The organism is Cytobacillus sp. FSL W7-1323, assembly GCF_038595015.1.
GTDB classification, from domain to species: Bacteria; Bacillota; Bacilli; order Bacillales; family Cytobacillaceae; genus Cytobacillus; species Cytobacillus kochii.
Map to the genome: position 1 here is coordinate 948,628 of NZ_CP151998.1, position 20,704 is coordinate 969,331.

Below are 20,704 nucleotides of genomic sequence, written 5' to 3' on the forward strand. Positions count from 1 at the left end.
ATAAGGAGCTGATAAAGAAATGAAGGAACGTCTAGTAAGAATAGGAACGACTTATCTACCTGTAATAGATGTGGAACAATCAGCAAAGTGGTATCAGAAACATCTGGGTGCAGCTGTTAATTATAGGGATCAACATAAAGCTATTCTAGATTTAGCGAATCAAAGTATCTTTTTAATAAAAGCAGAAGATGGAGAGCGTTCCCAATTTCTTGACATAGAAGGCAGAGAACATTTTTCTGTTACTTTTGAAGTGGACGGGTTAGCTGAGCTGGAAAGATTGCATACCCTTTTTATAGAGGAAGAAGTGTTGGTAGGAGCAATTGAAGATCGTGGTCATGCGGGCAAGAACTTTATTTTCTACGATTGTAATGGCAATCAATTTGATGTTTGGAGTGAGTTAAGTCCAGCGTTTAAACAATGGAGAACGGATGTTATCTATGATTGAGATGATAGACGAGGATAATAGAGAAAAAGTGAGTGATTTTTTCGCGAATCATTGGGGAACGACAGAGATGGTTCTCTCCTCTGGCGTCTATCATTGTGATGAGCTGGATGGCTATGTATATAAGAGTGCTAAAGGTGAGATTGTTGGCCTAGTGACTTATATTAGGCATAATGAAGATATATGTGAAGTCATTTCGTTAGACAGTGTATATGAAGGGCAGGGAATTGGTTCAAGTTTGATGTGTGTTATTGAAGAAAAGGCAAGAGAATTGGGGGCAAAGGCGGTTCAGCTCATCACAACCAACGATAATCTACATGCATTATCTTTTTATCAAAAACGCGGCTATGTATTAAAAGCAGTTTATCCAAACGCAGTAGAGAAAGCGCGAACTGTAAAACCTTCCATACCATTTGTGGCAAGTAATGGTATTCCTATTCGAGATGAATGGTTATTATATAAACTGCTTATATAGCACCCTATTTTAAGCAATATTTTATCAGATTGCTCCAACTCATTGGTTATTTCACCAAAGAAGGGGTATGGTAATAGAATCATAGAGTAGTAGGTGAAAGGCAGATGGAGAACTGGATTACAAGTGTGATAGAGCAGTTTGGTTATGTTGGGATTTTTTTGTTGATTATGTTGGAAAATATCTTTCCGCCCATTCCATCTGAAGTAATCTTAACTTTTGGTGGATTTATGACGACTACTACGAATTTAAGTGTAGCTGGCGTTGTCGTAGCATCGACCTTAGGGTCAGTAGGTGGCGCAGTGGTTCTTTATGGTGTTGGCTTGCTGATTGACATCAGAAAAGTGGAGCGAATCGTAGAACGTTGGGGTCATATTTTAAGATTAACCAAAAAAGATATTCATAAAGCAAACGGTTGGTTTTCAACATACGGAAAGTGGACCGTTTTCTTTTGTCGTTTTATCCCTTTAATTAGGAGTTTAATATCTTTACCGGCAGGGATGGCGCATATGAATTTTCTTGTTTTTCTTATTTTGACAACGGCTGGGACATTGATTTGGAATATCGTCCTCGTCCTTATTGGCGCTGCGGTAGGAGAATCATGGGAGTCCGTGGTCGGTTATATGGATATGTATTCCTATATTGTTTATGGCGCCATTGCTCTTGTGTTTATTGTTATAGTGATGATTTTTTTGAAAAAGAGAGTTTTTCATAAAAAGTAAGGTTGTTACGAGAGGGGGAACAACCTTACTCTTTATTAGTTGTTAAGGTGAAAGCCTCTATTTGTTCTCCCCACTTGACCGTTACATCAATCTTTTCATCCTTTAGTAAATGCAAGCTGTTGTCTAAACTACCACTATCTCTAAATACCCGCGGATTAGGTATATCTTCATTTTCATCGAAAGCTCTCGTTCCTCCACCAGCAAACTGACTTGTCTCGAAGCTAAAGCTATAATCTAAAACATTCTTTAACCCTTCTGGATTCCCCTTATATTTAATCGTAAGCTTATACTCTCCACGTTCGTCTGACAGTATGATATAACGAAGCTCTCCTTCCGAATGTTCACTTTCTCCCTTATATAAATAAGGCGAGTCATTGCAGGCAGACAGGATGGAAACTAATAACAAAAATGACAATTATTTTCTTAATTCCTCATACTTCGTTTCATTCTTACATTTATTGATATATATGATAAAAAGCAAGGGATATTTCCTGCCATTTTAGCTGAACGTTTTAGTAGGTTAAAAGTTCGATACAACTAATCTTCAACATTCACTCGTATAAACCTTTCGACATCAAACCAAATAAACCCATTTTTACGTTATAATGGTGAAAAGATAGGAGGGGGAAAGATGGAAGATATCATTCTTGATATTCAAAATTTATACAAAAGATACGGATCTAAGTTGGTGTTGAATGGTGTCTCACTACAGGTAAGACGTGGAGAAATTATTGGTTATATTGGACCGAATGGCGCGGGAAAGAGTACAACAGTGAAAATTCTTCTAGGGATTGAAGGAGATTTTAATGGAGAAGTAAAGATTTTTGGTCGTGATATTGCTGATGGAGACGTTAATTATAAAAGAAGGATTGGCTATGTGCCAGAGATGGCAGAAGTGTATGATAATTTAACGGCACAGGAGTATTTAACCTTTATAGGTGAGTTGTATGGTTTGCCGTTTGACTTTGCGGAATACAAAGCGAAGCGTTTAATGGAGCTTTTTGGGATTGGAGAGGTCTTTCGTTCTCGTATCTCATCCTATTCGAAAGGGATGCGCCAGAAACTATTAATTATCTCAAGCTTACTACATAACCCTGATGTGTTGTTTTTCGATGAACCTATTAATGGATTGGATGCTAATAGTGTAATGATATTCAAGGAAATTATGACGAGACTTGCCCAGCAAGGGAAGACAATCTTTTATTCTTCTCATATTATGGATGTCGTTGAGAAAATCAGTAGTCGAATTATTTTGCTCCATGATGGGAAAATCGCCGCAGACGGTACATTTGATGAGCTGAAAAGTCAGAATACAGAAGGCACGCTTGAGCAAATATTTAATCAACTTACAGGATTTAATCAACAAAAGGAAATCGGAGAACGATTTGTTTCAGTGGTAGAGGAGATGGCATAATGCAGGACATCCCAACACTTAAACTACTCGATCCTTTGAAAAAAGTCTTCGAGAAATTTGATATTGATTATGAAGTGATGAGAGCAATATTAAAGGTGAAGTTAACGATGGATGGTCGTCGCACACCGACAATGTTAGCTCAAAACTCGCAAAAGAAGGATAAGGGTAATCAATTTATTAAGTCATTATGGTTATATGTATTATTTGGGCTCTTTATGATCCCTTTGCTTTTTATTGGTGAGCATTATTTATTTCAAATGAGTATGTTTTTCGGTATGTTTACTTTTTTTATTATGACTTCGATGATTTCAGACTTTTCCAGTGTATTGTTAGATATTCGCGACCGCAATATTCTTTACCCTAAGCCTATTAATCGCAGAACGGTTAGTGCGGCGAAAATGATGCATATCATTATTTATTTAGGGTATTTATCTATTGCCCTTGTGACGATTCCATTAATTGTTGGTCTGATTAGACATGGCATTCTTTTCTTGCTGCTTGCTGTTATTAATCTTATTTTCATTAATTTATTTGTGGTTGTTCTTACTGCCTTATTTTATTTCTTAATCTTACAATTTTTCGATGGTGAGAAACTTAAAGATTTAATCAATTATGTACAAATTGGGTTGTCATTGATGATTATGGTTGGTTATCAGCTACTAGCACGATCATTTGAAATCATCAATTTAACCATCACAATTGAACCGCAGTGGTGGCAAGTATTTATCTTTCCTATGTGGTTCGCCGCCAATATGGATTTACTCTTAAACCAAAGCACAGAGGGATTTTATCTTCTGTTTGCCGCCTTAAGCATCATCGTTCCATGTACAGCGATCATCCTATATTTAAAATTCAATGATATGTTTGAACATAGCCTGCAGAAGCTGACTTATCAAGGGAAGTCAAAGGGGATGAAGAAGGCGAAATGGCGAAAATGGCTACTTCAACTTTTCTGTCGCACACAGGAGGAAAGAGCATTTTACCGTTTTGCTAGTGCGATGATGAAAAATGAAAGAGATTTTAAACTGAAAGCTTATCCGTCGTTAGGGTTTTCAATAGTAATCCCTTTTATCTTCATTTTCGGTGTATTAGGTGATAATGGGGAAGACCTAGCAAATAGTCATACCTATTTAACAATTTATTTTAGTTTACTTGTCATTCCGACGATTATGTTGCTAATGCCGTATTCCGTTAAGTATAAAGGGGCCTGGATTTACAGAACAGCTCCAATTATTGAGCTAAAGCCGATTTTTTCTGGAACGATTAAAGCCTTCTTAGTGAAACTGTTTTTACCACCGTTTTTACTCCTAAGTTTGGTTTTTACTTTTTTGTATGGTCTGAAGATTATTCCAGAATTAATCATTGTATTACTTAATGCCTTTACATTTGTTGTTATTTGTTTTGCGATTCTTAAAAAAGCCATTCCGTTTACAGAGTCTTTTGATCAATATACTCAAACAGGAAATGGAATCATCGCATTCTTCCTGATGTTCTTGGCTGGTGTATTCGCTATTTTGCATTATGTAAGTACGATATATCCTTATGGAACCTATATCTATTTAGGTTTAGCAGTTCTTTATTTAATGGTTAGCTGGAAAGTTGCCTTTAATATTGGTTGGGAAAAAGTAATTGAATAGTCATATTGTTGGAAGGAAAAGCGCTCTATTAAGTGGGAGATGCTTTTCTTTTTTTTGTATTTGTAAAAAGTATTGCATACCTTCATTTGTTTGTGTATATTGTATATAAAGTATATATACAATATGTTGGTGAGGGTTAATGATGCAAATAATCATTTCTAATCAATCGAAAGAACCGATTTATGAACAAATTTGTGGACAAGTGAAAACGCAAATACTGAAAGGCGAGCTTGGAGCAGGGCAGGCTTTGCCTTCTATGCGGCAGTTAGCGAAGGATCTTGGCATCAGTGTCATTACCACAAAGCGTGCTTATGAAGAGCTTGAAAAGAATGGCTTTATTTATTCTGTAGTTGGTAAAGGATCATTCATATCCGAACAAAATAATGAAATGATGAAAGAACGAAAAATGAAGGTAATTGAAGAACAATTACTGTCTGCCGTGGAAAATAGTAAGGAAATAGGCATTCCACTTACTGAATTAATCGAATTACTTTCATTTCTATACAGGGAGGAAAATTAATGGAGAATGTAATTGAGTTAAAAGGTGTCCATAAATCATTCGGGAGTTTTCAATTAACAGACATGAACCTAACTGTGAAAAAAGGGTTTATTACTGGGTTTATCGGGGGAAATGGGGTAGGGAAATCCACAACAATCAATTTGATGATGAATTTACTGCAACCGGACAAAGGCGACGTGAAGGTATTTGGACTTGAATATAAACAATTTGAAAAAGAAATCAAACAACGGATTGGCTTTGTTTTTGATGAGAATGTCTACTATGAACATATTACTCTTGCTCAATTACGCAAACTTCTACGCCCTGCTTATCGTAATTGGGATGATGCATTGTTTGATGAGTATGTAAGAAAATTTGAGCTGCCTTTAAAGAAAAAAATTAAGACATTCTCCAAAGGCATGTTAATGAAGACTTCTTTAACAGTTGCTTTGTCGCATCATGCTGAACTGATTATCATGGATGAACCGACATCTGGCTTAGACCCAGTTTTTCGGCGAGAATTATTAGATATTTTACAAGAAATTATGGAAGATGGGACGAAGACGATCTTTTTCTCTACTCATATTACTTCGGATTTAGATAGAATAGCAGATTATATTACTTTCATTCATAATGGTGAGCATATTTTCACAAAAGAAGCTTTTCGCATTGAAGAAGATTACGCTATTGTTAAGGGTAGCATCGAGTTATTAGATCGCGATACGGAAAAAGAGTTCATTGGCATTCGCAAATCCTCATCGGGTTTTGAAGGATTAACAGCGAACAAAAGAAGAGTACATGACGTATTTGGTGATTTAGTCGTCACTGAAAAGCCAACAATTGAAGATTTAATGTTTTATACGAAAAAGGGGGAAGAGAGGCATGTTTAACTTGTTAAAAAAAGATTTTATCTTACAAAGGAACACGATGATTTTTTTGCTACCAATTTTTATTTTATTCTTAACCCAAAATTCTTCAAGCATATGGAATGCGCTCATTTTCAGTATTGCCTTGGCGATGAATGCATTTGCCATTGATGAAAAACCGGAGATTAACAAAATGCTCAATGCATTACCTTATACAAGAAAAGAAATCGTAAGCTCAAAATATTTTGGTACACTTATATACACCGCATTAGTCGTTCTGGTAGTATTTGTTTGGAATATTTCAATTCATGCGACGTTTACAAGCTGGAAAGAGGCATTACTTATTTTTGGTCTTGTAATGTTGGCTATTTCTTTCCTATTTCCGTTTTCTTATCAATTTAAGAGTCAATATTTATTAATTGGTACACTGGGATTATTTGGGGTAACTATGGTAGTAGCGAGGGTTTTCGACTTGAATATGGCTGGGACTTTAATGTCTACTTTTGAGTATATGGTTTCATTAAATGGTAGTGAAATACTGCTCCTCGCTGTATTAGTGAGTTTCGTTTATTTGATTTCTTGGGCGGTCTCATTGACTATTTATAGTCGTAAAGTATTCTAACTCATAATGGGGTGTTGGGAAGATGACAAAAGAGTATCTTTATAAACAACCGAAGACGATTCTCAATAAAGGAACTGGCTATCTTTCAGGATACACACATACTCTGAATCCTTATACGGGCTGTACATTTGCCTGTGAATATTGTTATGTAAGACAAATGCCTGTTTCCCTTTTTCGAAAAGGAGAATGGGGTGAGTGGGTCGATGTAAAAAAGGAAGCTGCTCTGTTGTTAAACAAAGAATTGAACAGGGAAAAGAAGAAAGGAACCGTCACAATCTTCATGTCTTCGAGTACAGATCCTTATCAACCGGTGGAGTATAAGGAAGAAGTCACAAGGTCACTTTTAGAGGTATTTGTTAGCAACCCAGCAGATTTTCTCCTTATTCAAACACGAAGCCCGCTTGTTACAAGGGATATTGATTTACTAAAGAAATTAGGAAACAGGGTTCGAGTCAGTATGACGATTGAGACCGATGATGAGGAAATACGTAAGCAGTTTGCAAACGAAGCCCCGCCTATTCAGGCGAGAATGAATGCCTTAAAAAAACTAGCAGATGCCAATATCCCCACACAAGTAGCAGTTGCCCCCATACTGCCTAGCAGTGAGGAATTTCCCACAAAATTAAAAGAATATGTTGATCGTGTATGTATCGATGATTATTTTTTGGGTGATGGCAGTGGTGGAAAACGGACAAGTCGTTTAGGGATTGAAAAGAAGTATCACGCATTAGGATTGGAAAAATGGTATCAACCGTCTGTTATCACTTGCGTAGAGAAAAGATTTAAAAAAGTTTTCCCACCAGAACAAATCTATATCAGTCAAGCAGGATTTGCCCCCTCATAACTATAAACATATATAGAGGTACACTTTAAAGATGGAGGTTAGTTATTGTGAGTTTACAATTAATAAAGGCAGCTAGAGATGGAGACAAAGATCATTTATTAACATTGTTAAATATCGGGGCGAATATAAATGCACTAGATGACGAGGGGAATACAGCCGTTATGGCTGCGACCCAACAAAATCAAGTGGAAATTGTGCAAGTGTTAATAGCGCATGGTGCAGATATCAATATTCGAAATAAACGATTAGATAATGTGCTTTTATACGCAGGTGCTGAAGGACTCCTTGAAATTGTTCAATTAGCTATCCAAGCAGGGGCCGATACAACAATCACTAATCGCTACGGTGGCATTGCCATTATTCCGGCATGTGAACGGGGACATATTGAAGTTGTAAAGGAACTGCTCACACATTCTGATACGGATGTGAATCATATCAATAATTTGCACTGGACAGCATTACTCGAGGCCATCATTTTAAGTGATGGTGGGAAAACACATCAAGAAATTGTTCAATTACTTATTGATCATGGAGCAGATATTACGATTACAGACAAAGATGGGGTAACACCTTTGCAACATGCGAGGGATAGAGGGTATCGAGAGATGATTGAGATAATGGAAAAGGTAAAAAAGTAAGTTAGTTAATTACTCTCTTAAAATTGTAGATATACAATTAAACGATAAGCTGACTCCTCAAAAGGTGTCAGTTTTATTTATTTTTCCTTCGATTAGAAAGTACAAATAGTAATTAGACATGTTTTCTAGTAATGATATTTCTAAAGTCAAGGGGAATCATGATGAGGCGATCTTGGTCTTAGCTAATAGACAACCTTTTCAAAGAAGTCATCTGCATTTTTTGACCTCATCAATGGTTACTTTCACATGTGCAACCATCAATTATTCCCGAGTTAAGCTCTTTTTCATGATGGATAGAGGAAGAAACCACTGGGGTTTTTATTCATTAGGTCTTTAGAAAAGGCAGATGATTATTTTGCTCGATTATTGAGCCATCATTTTCTAATATAGAGAAGATATACAATGATAGATAGGAAGAGTTGATTATCCATAGGCATCATCGTCCTTACCCTCTTTTCAAAGGTGATGAACAGACATATCCTTAATCCGGTTTTTGTTAGGGTATAGTTTTAGCTAACTGCCCCGCACGCTGTATTGACGACTGATAACGGAAAGTGGGATGTATTAAATGATCATGCTCCTTATAATAACCAATCTTTTTCACTGTCGTATGAGAAACTTCAAATTCCTAATGATACTTGGTTCTAAAGAATTTTCATGGAATCAAATCACAGAATAAAAAGTATTCACCTCTTACAGCCCAGCCCATATACTAAAGCGAATGAGATTTAAGGAAGGCGAGTGAGTGGTATGGCTGTTTTATATATAGATTATCAATCACCTAATAACCAATATATGTATGACTTACGAAATAACCAACTTTTCAAAAGGGATAACCATAACTATATTAATGCTTTAGGGAGGGATCAGCTAAACACGCTTGGGAATGTGTCAATGTTAGATATTTTTCTTAGTAAAGAGAAATATGTAGAACCTCATATTCATCAAAATGCTTCAGAACTGGTCTATTGTGTGAGAGGTTCTGCGGTCGTTTCTTTTATTAATCCCTTTACGAGTGAGTTGAAAAATATACCAATTCAACCAGGGCAAGTAGCAAATGTCCCTCAAGGTTTTTGGCATTATGAGGTAGCGACCGAGGATAACACGCAATTATTAGCTATTTTTGATGCTCCTTATCCACAAGCTATATATGGCTCAGATATTTTGCGATTAACTCCAAGTAAAGTGATGTCTGCTAACTATTGTCTTGATCAGAATAAATGGGAAGAAGCGATTTCACCTATTACTAACACAGTAATCATTGGCCCATCGGCGGATTGTCAACGACAAACAACCCAACATCATAATCCCCATCAACACTATTACCAACCTAATTCCCAAACTCAACATACTCAACAAAAACAATTTCACCCTATTCAGTATCAACCATATGATTGAAGCTTTTAGAATTAGCTGCCTGCAGAGGCAGCTCTTTTATTTTGAATTGATATGACAAAGTATTAGCCTATAGGCAAGAATACAATCAAAAGGAAGTTGTACAAATAACATAATTATATAGATTAAAAAAAGGGAGGTTTCATCGTGTTAGTTAGTAGAGAGAAAAAGAAATATTGTCGTAAATGTAATAAAAGATATTACTCCCATTGTGATAACTGTAATATATGTTGTCCTGGTACAATCATTATCGGTATGACTGGTGTAACGGGTCCAACCGGTCCAGTTGGAATTGGAGTTACCGGTATGACTGGTGTAACGGGTCCAGCCGGTCCAGTTGGAGTTGGAGTTACCGGTTTAACTGGTCCAACAGGCCCCACTGGTCCGGCAGGAATAGGAGTAACCGGTCCAACTGGACCATCAGGAGGACCTCCAGGACCAACAGGAGTCACAGGTCCCACTGGTCCATTCGGTGGTCCTACCGGTCCTACTGGGCCCACCGGTCCAGCAGGAGGACCTCCGGGACCAACAGGAGCAACCGGCCCGATTGGTCCCACAGGACAAACGGGTCCAACAGGTCCGACAGGAATAGGAATTACAGGCCCCACAGGACCATCAGGCGGCCCTGCTGGTCCAACAGGAGTTACAGGTCCCACCGGCCCAGCGGGAGGTCCCACCGGTCCGACGGGTGCAACCGGTCCAGCGGGAGGCCCACCAGGTCCGACAGGAGCAACAGGTCCCATAGGTCCAACGGGCCCCACTGGTCCAACAGGAATAGGCATACAAGGTCCGACGGGTGCAACTGGTCCAAGTGGTGGAGGTGGTGGAAATTTCCTTCAAACATTAACAATGGGTAGCATCAATGCAGAATTACCATTTAACGCAGGTGGAGGGAACTTTCAGGCAGTCGGTGCATTAGTATTTAATCAAACAGAGCAAACGGTATCAGAACTTTCCTGCTACATTGTTCAAGATGGGAACGTAACAGGCGATTTTCAAATGGCTATCTTAAGTCCTGTGGGTAATAATAATGCAACCGTAATAGCGGTCACACCTCTTGTTACTACAATTACACCAGGAGTATTCAACTTACCACTCGTTTCACCAGTCACATTACTAGCAGAAGAACAATACTATTTAGCTGTATATAATCAAGTAAATGGATGTAATATTGGTGCTGAAACGGCAGGTTATGCGAGTACACAAGATGCACCATCAATTAATTTCAGAGCACAAAATTTGCAGGGGTTTTTTATTGGTCAAAACATTAATACAAGTGATGTAAGTCTGCAACTATCGCCATGGGTTGCAGCTCAATAAGAAATGATGAATGGAACAATTATATGCTATGAATTCAAAGAACAAAGCTAAGATAGTCTTTGTTCTTTTCTTAATTACCATCTCACTTAAGGGTTGCAGCTCAACTTGGATATTTCCCTATAGAACTCTTTTTCTTAATAATAGAATAACCCCCACTATATAAGGCAAGCAATCCCTTATACTTCACACGGCATCGATACCAATTTAGCACTCAAAAGTTAGAATTATTACATTATTTTCCATTATTAATTTAATAGAAGTAAAAAAACTATGGTTTATTTGTAAAAAAAATACAAAAAAGTAAATTGTGATATATAATATAGTTATCTGAAAAACCTTCTAAAGAGAGAATGACAAAGGAAAGAAATACAAATGGAGGTGTATTGTTAATGGAGAATATTATACCCATTGCGATTATATTCCTTGTATTTGGTATTAGTTTATATATGGTATATTGGGGAATTTCGCAGCTTTATCGGTTGTTTTTTCAACCAAAAGTACAAGATCAGCAGAAATTGCTGACGGAGATAGCAGAGCTAAAAGAAATGGTCCGTTCAATTGAAAGAGAATTGAAGCAACAAAATATCGAAAAGTAGGTTAAGAGATGACTATTATTCATGAAAAAAACAATCGCTGGATTTCACTGATTGCTGAGCCACTTCATTTAAGCTTCTATCCCTTACAAAGTGGCAACCGGTATAAAGTAGAGCTTATTAGGCATTCAGTAACGAAGAATCAGCTCATTAAAAGAGTTTCTTATGCTCAATTTATTGCAGATGAACATGGGAAAATTGACTTAGCAACCGCAAAGCCATATGAAGGCACTTATACTGAAACGGACGCAATGGGTCTTTTTTGGTCGATGCAAATAGAAGAACAAATAGAAAATAAAAGCGAGCCGTACATAAGATTAAATCCTCATGAATATGAAATTGCTCTTTATAGAGATAATATTTGTTTAGATAAGAAAATAATAGTGAAGAAATGGTATAAAGATGAAAAAGTGGATAGTATTCCAATTAATGGTGATGGCTTGATTGGGAGATATTATTATCATCGGGATTATAAAGTAAGACCTTCCCTTATAGTCGTTTCAGGTTCTGAAGGGGGGACAAACGATTTTGCAGCGAGTGCATTAACTGCATATGGCTTTAACACATTGGCTTTAGCTTATTTTGGTGAAGAAGGATTAAATGATAGATTGGTAGAGGTCCCTCTAGAACTCATTGAAAATGCAATTATTTGGTTGACCAATAGAAGGGATGCTCATCCGAACTGGATAGGAATCCATGGAACATCAAGGGGTGGTGAGCTAGCTTTGTGGTCGGCTGTCTTGTTTGATGAAATCACAGCAGCTGTCTCTCTTAATGGTTCAGCCGTTTCTTTTGCAGGCATTGTGCCATGGTCTGAAGAAAGAACGTTACCGCCTGCTTGGAATTTTCGCGGACAAGCCTTACCCTATGCCTCTAAAGAAAACCCTGTAGAGGTAGCATCTTACTGTAGGGCACGATGGATGAAAGGAGGGAATCCATTATCGTACTGGTACGATTGTTTGTATGAACTCAATAAAGCCATTATCCCTATTGAAGAAACCAAAAAGGAATTCTTATTGATATCTGGAAAAGAAGACGCTAATTTTCGTTCTTCTGTTTTTCATGATGTATGTACACATGAACATATTCAAAAACATTTTTATGAAGCCGCAGGCCATGAAATTGGAATACCGTATTTACCGATTGTAGCCAATGGCTTTACCGGTGGTACAAAAGCACAAACAGCAAAAGCGAGCGTGCATTCATGGGAAGAAACAATCGATTTTCTTAGGAGAAGTTTCGCGAAAAAACTGGGAGATAAATGATCAATATGTTTGTCGGTTTGAGTTGGATTAGCTAGTGCCTAATGGGTTGGAATCCTTATGTATTTATTGTATTAGCAATATTATTTATTGAAATTCGATAAATATATTACTAATATACAGTTATATATTTACAGAAAAGGAGTGCAATTCTTGCAGAACTTTTTCCGCATAAATGTCATTAGCATCTGTTTAGCTCTTATATTTTATCTTCCAATAACACTTATGGCAAACGTTTATCGATTTGCACGGTTATCAGGTTTTGAAACTAGAACAGTGAATATCATTATTATAAGTGCTATTTTGATCGGCTTTATTGCTATCACAGTATGGCTTATTTTTCTTATTCTTCAATGGTTTGAAAAGAGAAAGATTCATTATTGGTCGCTTCTCTTATGGCTTCCTTATTTAGTTGTTTTCTCTTATGTAAACAGCGTCTTGTTTCCTATTACCTATCCTGGAGACAGCCCTAATCCCTCTACAGGATTATTTATTCTTGCAGGCTTTTTTGTCTATCCAATATACATATTTTCTCTTAATTCTGTTGCTTGGATGAGGGACTAGAGTTAATCAATTGTTTTTGGGGAGTGAAATAATGTGTCAGAGATTTTTATACACATTTATAAAAGAAGGAGGTGGCCAAAGCTGGCCCCTTCTTTTTCTCATTTATTGGATTTCCTTTACAGCGAGGTGGAGACTAGAGTAGGTTTTTACTTTAAAACTAACGCCAAGTGAAACCATTGTCTGAGCGATTTCTGGGCGAATACCCGAGATTTTCGCTGAAATGCCGACTAATTGAAGTGCTTCAATTACATCGAATAATTGCTTGGCGACCATCGTGTCAATAATGGGTACGCCTGATAAATCAAAGATGATATGCTCTAATTCAAGATTAGAAGCAGACGTTATTGAGACATGCATCAGTTTTTGTGCACGATTTGTATCCATAATACCAATCAAAGGGATGACCCCGAGTTTTTCTGTAATTCTTACAATGGGAATTGAAAGTTCTTCGGCTGCAGTTTCTGCACTAAGGATTCGCTGATTAAACTGTTTCGAGTAAGACATACTCAGCCAATAAACAGCACGATCTACTACAGCATCAAATTTTGAAATGATATCGTAAAATACATCAATACTTAGAGCGAAATCATTGGCCGTTTTCTTGATGATTTCACCGATCAGTGATCGATAGTATCTTACTTCCTCAATTGCAGTTTCAAGATTCAAGTTAAGATTTGCCCATAAATTAACCGTTTCTTTTCCCCATTCTTGTAAGGTTTCAAACGTGTGCTCTTCGGATGTTGAGATAGATTGAGCATAAATATTTATTAACTTTTCTCGCCAAAGTTTGATATCCACTTGTGTTTTCTTTGTATAGGATTGATTAGCTGCTATATATCGCTTTTCTGCTAATAAAGGTTTTTGAGTAATGATTCTTTCAGTTATTTGCTGTAAATGTTCTTCTATTTGTATTGTCAATAGTCACAGCCTCCAATTTATGTCACTTTTAATGGTAGCATGTGTGAGAGGGATGACTCAAGAAAAAGGCAAGTGAACATTCACTAGCTACTAACAGTCACCCATATAATCTAGATTGACTTAATTGTATACGTTTGTATACAATTATAATGTACGAAGGAGGTGAGATAATGAAAGATAAACAAAGTGAATTCGAGGATCATCCTAGAGGTGAGCGAAGGGGCAAAAGAAACCGCTCGCATAAAGAGGGGGCTAAAACATTTCGTAGAGGACGAGCGCTCACTTTTTTAGAGAGCTTAAGGCTCAAGGAATCGATTTTGAAGAAACAATTAACATCACCAGAATTGCAGACCATTAACCCTATATTAGTGGGAGAGTTGAGAGCAATAGATATGATTATTGAAGAATACATCCATCATTTTCATTTGAACGAATTAGCGAGAGAGTCAGAACTGAATACGGATAAGGGGGATGAGCATGAAACAAATTAATCGATATATTGATAAGGTGTTTTATCAATACGATGAGCTCCTAGAGGAGGTACTTCAATCAATTAATGAAAATGGAATGAGAGCCATTTCTGTCTCTCCTTCTACAGGGAAGCTTTTAACATTGCTCGTATCAACATCAGGAGCAAAGAATGTTCTAGAAATTGGTGCGCTCGGTGGATACATTAACTCCTTCTTTGTTGCTTCATAAATGGCAAGCTGTGTTTCAAAAGAGCGCCATCCATCCCATACGTTAACCCCGATTCCTTCCGGTAGAAAAGTAACTACTTTCAAAAGTTGAGTAGCAACCTCACTTCTCACATAGCATTCGTTATGAGTACCGTTTAGTCCTATTTTGTAGTAGTACGGTTCAATTTTAATTCTTTCCGATAAACGAGAGAGCGGCACCATTCGTTCGGTCATTCTTTGTTCACCTCTTTTCACGTCATTTTCTATATTTAATTTAGTAGCTTCTCGTCTCTGTTATTCTTAAAAGTCATCTTTAAGCATCTCAAAGATTCATGTCCTAATTTACCAAAAGTAAATTAGGACATACACACTTTGCTTGACAATTCCCTACTTATTTTTGGGGTGTGATCTGGTTGACTTTCCACTCAGTTGTATTTGTTTTTCCTATTTCCTTTTTCAAAATTTTCCATCTCATCCTGCTGATTTTCATTCTGGATGTTTTATCATTTATTTATTCGTTACTTATCGCCATTACCCTTTCTAGTCATTTCATTTTCTTTCCTCATTGGCTCCAACATTTACTGAAACATTAACCAGAGATTTTTCACATGTGCCAGCTTCATCTTTCTGATACTATGTGATCGTTTTTCTTGAATATATTACACAGAACTGTTCTGTGTCACTGGTATCCAAATAGCTGTTTTCACTTGATCAGCAGATAAGTCTTTAGTTTGGATAGAGACAATTTCAGGTCCTTCAAGTTGTTGGTAGTTAGTTGAAGGAAACCATTCTGCGTATATTCTTCCCCAAGCTTCTTGCAATGTCTTTGGAAATGGGCCGATTGTTTCAAAAATTGCCCATTCCATAGCTGGCACTTCAAGTGCTGAATATCCTTCCACTTTATTTGAGATAGAAGCAACACCAATATAATGATCGAGCTCTCCTTTTTCTTCCATTCTTCCTTCAGAAAAATTGGTTGAGGCTTGGATGATGCCATTTGGTTCAACATTTGATAATGTTAATAGCTGTTGAATCTTTTTCTCATCTAGTTGATGCCACATTTCTTTAATTGCTGGATTTACACCCTTAAATACAATTGGTACTCTTTTTTGTAATCCGATAATCCAAAAAGCCTCTTTTTTTACGATATGATAATCCATTTCTACTCCTCCCTGTATGATTAATTGGAAGGTCATCTTAGGAAAAACTTTTAAAACATGTTGATTATGTCTTACCATTCTTGGAGTAACTCCATGAAATGAATAAAATGCTCTAGAAAAGGCATCAGCGGAACGATATCCATATTTTACAGCGATATCTATTACTTTCAGATTCACATGATCTTGTATATCTATTGCTGCTAATGTTAAACGTCTTTTTCTTATATACTCAGATAAGGGCATACCAGCTAAGAAAGAAAAAGTTCTTTTAAAATGATAAAGTGAACACCCAGCTACCCTAGCCATCTCTTTTTCATTCATTTGTTCAGTTAAATTTTTTTCGATGTAAGCTAGAGCATCATTTAACCCTTTCATTTGATTCATTATCTGACCTCCCATAAATATAGAATAGCAACAGATACTAAGTAAGAGTCCGACAATTCTTGCACTAATATTATCGGGAAGAAGTTATCCTCCAAGTTTTGGCGATTGGGGATTTGTCCTAGCTAAGCGGAAGCCCATCTCACTTGAAGATGTCGATATTTCTGTTGAGACAAAGTTTTTACGAATGAGATATTAGAAGGACTCACTGCATTCGGAAAAGATATCGATGAGAAAATGATAGATAGTAAAGGCATGCCTATTGAGCCGGAAGTGAATACCTTGATCCATCCAACCTTAATCGAGAAATATGAACGTGCTTGGAAGAGCTATTAAAATAGAATATCTTACACTCACTCTTAAGTAGTTTTGTCCTTTCTCTACCTTTTTTTCATATGAAAGACGTTTTATTACATCTTAGTTTCCTCGTTGCTTGAATGAATACGGAATTTATATTCTTATATATCTGTTGTTATTCGTTCAAGCAAACTTGTTTACGATTATTCTTTGCTACTATCAAGAAGATGGATTTTCTAATTACATGCCTAATTTTGAACTCCTATTCCTGATTAATTCAGTAGCAATAATAAATATAGAATGAGCTGATTGGTTTAAATTTTCGTTAAGATTACCACTTAAATAGCTTTACTTTTATTGTTATAAATGAGAAAAGGAATGACAGTCGCCATCCCTTTATTTTCCTACTGGTTCGTAGCATATACAATTAGTCACATGATCATTAACCATTCCCACAGCCTGCATAAAACTATATATGGTTACAGGACCTACAAATTTAAATCCCTTCTTTTTTAAATCTTTACTTATCTGGCTAGATAATTCCGTTTGAGCAGGGACTTGATCTTCGGATTTCCACTCATTCTGATAAGATATATGATCTACATAGCTCCAAATGTACGCTGCAAAGCTGCCGTATGTTTTTTGAACTTCCAATAAAACGCGAGCATTATTTCTAACTGATTGTAGTTTGGCTAAATGCTTAATCACACCGTGGTTCTCTTTAATGGCTAATAGGTCGGCGTCTGTTAAACTTGCACAATATTCAATATCAAAATTATGGAACGCCTCATGGTAGTTAGCTCTTTTAGATAGAACAATCTGCCAAGATAGACCTGCCTGAGCACCTTCCAATGAAAGCATTTCAAACAAATAGCGATCATCTTTACTAGGAATACCCCATTCCTTATCATGATAAGTCTGCATTAATTGATTGCTATTTGACCAAGAACATCTATACATATATATGCCTCACTTTTTTTCTTTGACTATAACATTGTTTAATGGTCATTGCATGTATAAGAAAGACAAGATTATTTTACTAAAATATAATTCCAACTTTATACCCTCAATCAAAAGAGGCGTAAGGTTAGGGAGCTCATCCTAATCGATAAAGCAAGCATGATAACATACGATTCGGCATATTTACCATAAAATACTGATAGGATAAACAGGAAATTATTTTACAATTCGAACAGAAAAGAGGAATGGCGATGAGTAAAGTAAAAGCTTCTCTATGTGCATTATTAGTTATTTGTCTTATCCCTATTACTGCTACGGCTAGTAGTGGATGGGATTATTTAGGTGAACAGAGTTTATCAAGTAACGGAGCAGAAAGTGAAATTTATGCTTCTACTGGTGGCGACTATATGATTTGCCGTGATAACTATGTTGGTCCAAAAGGAAAAGTGAAAGTAGAGTTATGGGAGTACGATCCCGAAAGCTATAATGATTATGTCGGCTATCGCAATATTGCAAGGGGAGAATGCGGGATTTTCCGTAGTATCGGTAAATTTGTTGACGGAGGAAATGAAGCAGAATTTTTCGCTAAATCTCGTACCAGTAGTAATATTCATTTAATTTTTTACGATTAATAAGCAAAAAAGTGCGCGCCGGCTTACGAGGTAAGAAGCTGGTGAGCACTTTTATCTATGGGTTATCTTTTCACCCTTGAAATGGTTAAACCATCTCCTATTGGAATTAAAGTAGACTCTAGTTGAGGATGACTAGCGACTATTTGATTAAATCTCTTCATATTTTCTGTATAACGTTTAGGTTCACTACTTTCATCCGCTACACTTCCATTTGCAAGTACATTATCACAGACGATTAATGCACCATCCTTTGCAAGCTTAATACAAGCAATTAAATAATTTTCATAGTTTTCTTTATCGGCATCAATAAAGAAGAAATCAAATTGTCTCCGTTCCTCTTCAAGTACTGCTAAACTTGTAAGAGCTGGACCTACGATATAAGATACTTGCTCATTAAACCCCGCTTTAGCTAAATTGCCTGAAGCTAGTTCGGCATAGCTTTCTTCTATTTCTAAAGATGTTAGTTCTCCCGACTTCCCAAATCCTCGTGCTATGCTAAAGGGGTTTCAAGGTGTTTCTTTAGAAAGGGAACTAGCAAAATATGTGGCTAAGCCTACAAAAGATGTTGATCACCCTTCTCCGCATTTAAGTGGTGGAGCAGTTGACCTTACCTTATTTGATGGCAATGGGCTCTTACCAATGGGAAGTGAATTTGATGAATTTCATGAAAGGTCGCAGTTAGATTATTTTGAGGAAAAAAAACCATTGACCTCGCTCGAAAATATTTACCTAGCCAATAGAAAACTATTAAAAAGAACGATGTTGAATGCTGGTTTCATCTCGAATATAGATGAGTGGTGGCATTATGAATATGGAACAAAAAGCTGGGCAAATAAGGTTGGAGTAAAACAATATTTTAGAGGGATATTAGAAATTTAATATTTTCTTTTTACTTCCATTTGACATTATACCTATAGGGGTATATGATGGTTGTTGTAAGGAGGGAGGCATTAATGAAATATAATCGACAAATGATCAACCGTGTAAAACGAATGGAAGGACAATTACGCGGTATCGTAAAAATGATGGAAGATAATAAAGATTGTCGGGAAATTGTAACACAACTCTCAGCTGTTCGTTCTGCAGCAGATCGGACGATTGGTTTAATCGTCAGCAATAATTTAGTTGAATGCGTACTAAAAGGGACTGAAGGATCAAGTAATGAAGAAATGGTAAAAGAGGCTGTATCGATGTTAGTAAAAAGTAGATAGAGTTCTCTTGACAATATATTTTTTTATCTTTTATTATACCTATAGGGGTATATGTATATCGAAAAGGAGGAAATAATAATGAATGCAAACAAAGTATTAGATGCCAAAGGGCTCGCGTGTCCAATGCCGATTGTGAAAACGAAAAAGGCAATGAATGACATGCAAAGTGGTGAGGTTTTAGAAATTCACGCAACAGATAAAGGAGCAAAAAGTGATCTAACAGCATGGGCTAAATCTGGTGGCCATGAATTAGTCGATCATACTGAAGAAAATAATGTTTTTAAATTCTGGATTAAAAAAGGGTAAGAAGGAGGCTATTATGGTAGAAAAGAAAAAAACAACTATTATCTTATTTAGTGGGGACTATGATAAAGCTATGGCGGCTTACATTATTGCTAATGGTGCAGCAGCTTACGATCATGAAGTAACAATTTTTCACACTTTTTGGGGACTAAATGCTTTAAGAAAAGAAGAGTTAGTACCAGTAAAAAAAGGTTTTATGGAAAAGATGTTTGCAAAAATGATGCCTAGAGGTGCCGATAACATGGGGCTATCTAATATGCACTTTGCAGGTATGGGCCCAAAATTAATTAAAAATGTGATGAAAAAACATAATGCAGTCCCTCTCCCTAATTTAATTGAAATGGCACAAGAACAAGATATCAAACTGGTTGCTTGTACAATGACAATGGATTTGTTGGGGTTACAACAGGAGGAACTATTAGACGGTATTGAGTATGCAGGTGTAGCTGCTTATTTAGCAGATGCTGAAGATGGGAATGTGAATTTATTTATCTAATCAATAGGGGGATATGAAATGGAAATGATCAATTATGTCCTTTTATTCTTTATTACTGCCTTTTTTCTTACACGTTTTATATCAGTGAAAGGAATAAAGCAGATTTCAACTGCCGATTTACGAATGGTGCTAAAAGATAAGGAAAAACAGTTTGTTGATGTTCGAACTCATTCAGAGTTTAAAGGTAGGTCTATTCCTTCTTTCCAAAACATTCCGTTGCAGCAATTGAAGGATCAAGCAGAGAATTTAAACAAAGACAAAGAAGTAGTAGTCATTTGTCAAAGTGGTTTGAGGAGTATGCAAGCAGCGAAACAATTGAAGAAACTAGGGTATACAAAAATCACAAATATAAAAGGCGGGATGAATGCCTGGTAAGAGA

Annotated in this window: 26 protein-coding genes and 2 pseudogenes; 23 read left to right on the plus strand and 5 right to left on the minus strand. The window is 36.6% G+C overall.

Features of this window, described 5'->3' with window-relative positions; translation table 11 throughout:
• Positions 1 to 19 precede the first annotated feature (19 nt).
• The 3 genes from MKX67_RS04920 to MKX67_RS04930 all read left to right on the plus strand — a co-directional run bounded on the left by MKX67_RS04920 (position 20) and on the right by MKX67_RS04930 (position 1,636).
• On the plus strand, positions 20 to 445 hold the full coding sequence (locus tag MKX67_RS04920; RefSeq protein WP_095370385.1) for a VOC family protein: 426 nt from the start codon (positions 20 to 22) through the stop codon (positions 443 to 445).
• Positions 438 to 917: a GNAT family N-acetyltransferase gene (locus MKX67_RS04925; RefSeq protein ID WP_095373525.1), complete on the plus strand. Its 480-nt coding sequence runs from the start codon at positions 438 to 440 to the stop codon at positions 915 to 917. The genes MKX67_RS04920 and MKX67_RS04925 overlap by 8 nt, the downstream gene beginning before the upstream one ends.
• Before the next feature lie 104 nt (positions 918 to 1,021).
• Positions 1,022 to 1,636, plus strand: a complete 615-nt coding sequence (locus MKX67_RS04930) for a DedA family protein (RefSeq protein ID WP_322909935.1) — start codon at positions 1,022 to 1,024, stop codon at positions 1,634 to 1,636.
• Positions 1,637 to 1,661: 25 nt separating this feature from the next.
• On the opposite strand, the gene MKX67_RS04935 is transcribed toward MKX67_RS04930, so the two are convergent.
• Positions 1,662 to 2,051 (minus strand): hypothetical protein, encoded by a 390-nt coding sequence (locus MKX67_RS04935; protein ID WP_322909936.1) that lies wholly within the window; start codon positions 2,049 to 2,051, stop codon positions 1,662 to 1,664.
• 216 nt (positions 2,052 to 2,267) lie between these two features.
• Here MKX67_RS04935 and MKX67_RS04940 point away from each other — a divergent pair, with 216 nt between their 5' ends.
• The 12 genes from MKX67_RS04940 to MKX67_RS04995 all read left to right on the plus strand — a co-directional run bounded on the left by MKX67_RS04940 (position 2,268) and on the right by MKX67_RS04995 (position 13,290).
• A complete protein-coding gene (locus MKX67_RS04940; protein ID WP_307317243.1) occupies positions 2,268 to 3,050 on the plus strand; it encodes an ABC transporter ATP-binding protein in 783 nt (260 codons plus the stop codon).
• The gene (locus MKX67_RS04945) at positions 3,050 to 4,687 is read left to right on the plus strand and encodes a hypothetical protein (protein ID WP_307317241.1); all 1,638 of its coding nucleotides are present in this window, start codon (positions 3,050 to 3,052) and stop codon (positions 4,685 to 4,687) included. The genes MKX67_RS04940 and MKX67_RS04945 overlap by 1 nt, the downstream gene beginning before the upstream one ends.
• 142 nt (positions 4,688 to 4,829) lie before the next feature.
• On the plus strand, positions 4,830 to 5,207 hold the full coding sequence (locus MKX67_RS04950) for a GntR family transcriptional regulator (RefSeq protein ID WP_322909937.1): 378 nt from the start codon (positions 4,830 to 4,832) through the stop codon (positions 5,205 to 5,207).
• Positions 5,207 to 6,076, plus strand: a complete 870-nt coding sequence (locus MKX67_RS04955; protein ID WP_307317239.1) for an ABC transporter ATP-binding protein — start codon at positions 5,207 to 5,209, stop codon at positions 6,074 to 6,076. The genes MKX67_RS04950 and MKX67_RS04955 overlap by 1 nt, the downstream gene beginning before the upstream one ends.
• Positions 6,069 to 6,674, plus strand: coding sequence for an ABC-2 transporter permease (locus MKX67_RS04960; RefSeq protein ID WP_095370378.1), 606 nt, complete (start codon positions 6,069 to 6,071; stop codon positions 6,672 to 6,674). The genes MKX67_RS04955 and MKX67_RS04960 overlap by 8 nt, the downstream gene beginning before the upstream one ends.
• 22 nt (positions 6,675 to 6,696) lie before the next feature.
• Entirely contained in the window at positions 6,697 to 7,518 is an 822-nt protein-coding gene (locus tag MKX67_RS04965; RefSeq protein ID WP_322909938.1) for a spore photoproduct lyase family protein, read from the plus strand.
• A gap of 47 nt (positions 7,519 to 7,565) precedes the next feature.
• Positions 7,566 to 8,156 carry an ankyrin repeat domain-containing protein gene (locus MKX67_RS04970; protein WP_307317235.1) on the plus strand — a complete coding sequence of 197 codons (591 nt, stop codon included), beginning with the start codon at positions 7,566 to 7,568 and terminating at the stop codon, positions 8,154 to 8,156.
• A gap of 750 nt (positions 8,157 to 8,906) precedes the next feature.
• Positions 8,907 to 9,554: a cupin domain-containing protein gene (locus MKX67_RS04975; protein WP_342488961.1), complete on the plus strand. Its 648-nt coding sequence runs from the start codon at positions 8,907 to 8,909 to the stop codon at positions 9,552 to 9,554.
• Between the two features lie 144 nt (positions 9,555 to 9,698).
• Positions 9,699 to 10,871, plus strand: a complete 1,173-nt coding sequence (locus tag MKX67_RS04980) for a collagen-like protein (RefSeq protein ID WP_341050076.1) — start codon at positions 9,699 to 9,701, stop codon at positions 10,869 to 10,871.
• A 389-nt stretch (positions 10,872 to 11,260) separates the two neighbouring features.
• On the plus strand, positions 11,261 to 11,467 hold the full coding sequence (locus tag MKX67_RS04985; RefSeq protein WP_342488962.1) for a hypothetical protein: 207 nt from the start codon (positions 11,261 to 11,263) through the stop codon (positions 11,465 to 11,467).
• Positions 11,468 to 11,475: 8 nt separating this feature from the next.
• The gene (locus tag MKX67_RS04990; RefSeq protein ID WP_342488964.1) at positions 11,476 to 12,729 is read left to right on the plus strand and encodes an acyl-CoA thioesterase/bile acid-CoA:amino acid N-acyltransferase family protein; all 1,254 of its coding nucleotides are present in this window, start codon (positions 11,476 to 11,478) and stop codon (positions 12,727 to 12,729) included.
• A 150-nt stretch (positions 12,730 to 12,879) separates the two neighbouring features.
• A complete protein-coding gene (locus MKX67_RS04995; RefSeq protein ID WP_328199642.1) occupies positions 12,880 to 13,290 on the plus strand; it encodes a hypothetical protein in 411 nt (136 codons plus the stop codon).
• A 102-nt stretch (positions 13,291 to 13,392) separates the two neighbouring features.
• Here the strand turns inward: MKX67_RS04995 and MKX67_RS05000 are convergent, their stop codons facing one another.
• Positions 13,393 to 14,208, minus strand: coding sequence for an STAS domain-containing protein (locus MKX67_RS05000; RefSeq protein WP_095370372.1), 816 nt, complete (start codon positions 14,206 to 14,208; stop codon positions 13,393 to 13,395).
• 170 nt (positions 14,209 to 14,378) lie between these two features.
• Between MKX67_RS05000 and MKX67_RS05005 the strand changes: the two genes are divergently transcribed.
• Positions 14,379 to 14,699 carry a hypothetical protein gene (locus MKX67_RS05005; RefSeq protein ID WP_342488968.1) on the plus strand — a complete coding sequence of 107 codons (321 nt, stop codon included), beginning with the start codon at positions 14,379 to 14,381 and terminating at the stop codon, positions 14,697 to 14,699.
• Positions 14,686 to 14,880 (plus strand): annotated as a pseudogene (locus MKX67_RS05010) (O-methyltransferase); the annotation flags it as partial. The gene MKX67_RS05005 and the pseudogene MKX67_RS05010, both read left to right, overlap by 14 nt.
• 664 nt (positions 14,881 to 15,544) lie before the next feature.
• Here MKX67_RS05010 and MKX67_RS05015 read toward each other — a convergent pair.
• Together MKX67_RS05015 and MKX67_RS05020 are read right to left on the minus strand one after the other, a co-directional pair.
• Positions 15,545 to 16,429: an AraC family transcriptional regulator gene (locus tag MKX67_RS05015; protein WP_095370367.1), complete on the minus strand. Its 885-nt coding sequence runs from the start codon at positions 16,427 to 16,429 to the stop codon at positions 15,545 to 15,547.
• A gap of 690 nt (positions 16,430 to 17,119) precedes the next feature.
• Positions 17,120 to 17,683 (minus strand): DNA-3-methyladenine glycosylase I, encoded by a 564-nt coding sequence (locus MKX67_RS05020; protein WP_342488970.1) that lies wholly within the window; start codon positions 17,681 to 17,683, stop codon positions 17,120 to 17,122.
• Between the two features lie 251 nt (positions 17,684 to 17,934).
• On the opposite strand from MKX67_RS05020, the gene MKX67_RS05025 reads away from it, so the two are divergent.
• Entirely contained in the window at positions 17,935 to 18,315 is a 381-nt protein-coding gene (locus MKX67_RS05025; protein ID WP_095370369.1) for a hypothetical protein, read from the plus strand.
• A gap of 62 nt (positions 18,316 to 18,377) precedes the next feature.
• Here MKX67_RS05025 and MKX67_RS05030 read toward each other — a convergent pair.
• A pseudogene (locus tag MKX67_RS05030) lies at positions 18,378 to 18,809 on the minus strand (class I SAM-dependent methyltransferase); the annotation flags it as partial.
• 49 nt (positions 18,810 to 18,858) lie between these two features.
• Between MKX67_RS05030 and MKX67_RS05035 the strand changes: the two are divergent.
• The 5 genes from MKX67_RS05035 to MKX67_RS05055 all read left to right on the plus strand — a co-directional run bounded on the left by MKX67_RS05035 (position 18,859) and on the right by MKX67_RS05055 (position 20,700).
• Positions 18,859 to 19,194, plus strand: coding sequence for a M15 family metallopeptidase (locus tag MKX67_RS05035; RefSeq protein ID WP_342488971.1), 336 nt, complete (start codon positions 18,859 to 18,861; stop codon positions 19,192 to 19,194).
• A gap of 74 nt (positions 19,195 to 19,268) precedes the next feature.
• Positions 19,269 to 19,526, plus strand: coding sequence for a metal-sensitive transcriptional regulator (locus tag MKX67_RS05040; RefSeq protein WP_342488972.1), 258 nt, complete (start codon positions 19,269 to 19,271; stop codon positions 19,524 to 19,526).
• Between the two features lie 78 nt (positions 19,527 to 19,604).
• Positions 19,605 to 19,832, plus strand: a complete 228-nt coding sequence (locus MKX67_RS05045; RefSeq protein ID WP_095370363.1) for a sulfurtransferase TusA family protein — start codon at positions 19,605 to 19,607, stop codon at positions 19,830 to 19,832.
• A gap of 13 nt (positions 19,833 to 19,845) precedes the next feature.
• Positions 19,846 to 20,325, plus strand: coding sequence for a DsrE/DsrF/DrsH-like family protein (locus MKX67_RS05050; protein WP_095370362.1), 480 nt, complete (start codon positions 19,846 to 19,848; stop codon positions 20,323 to 20,325).
• Positions 20,326 to 20,343: 18 nt separating this feature from the next.
• Complete coding sequence (locus tag MKX67_RS05055) at positions 20,344 to 20,700, plus strand: rhodanese-like domain-containing protein (RefSeq protein ID WP_095370361.1); 357 nt, start codon at positions 20,344 to 20,346, stop codon at positions 20,698 to 20,700.
• The last annotated feature ends 4 nt before the right edge of the window (positions 20,701 to 20,704 follow it).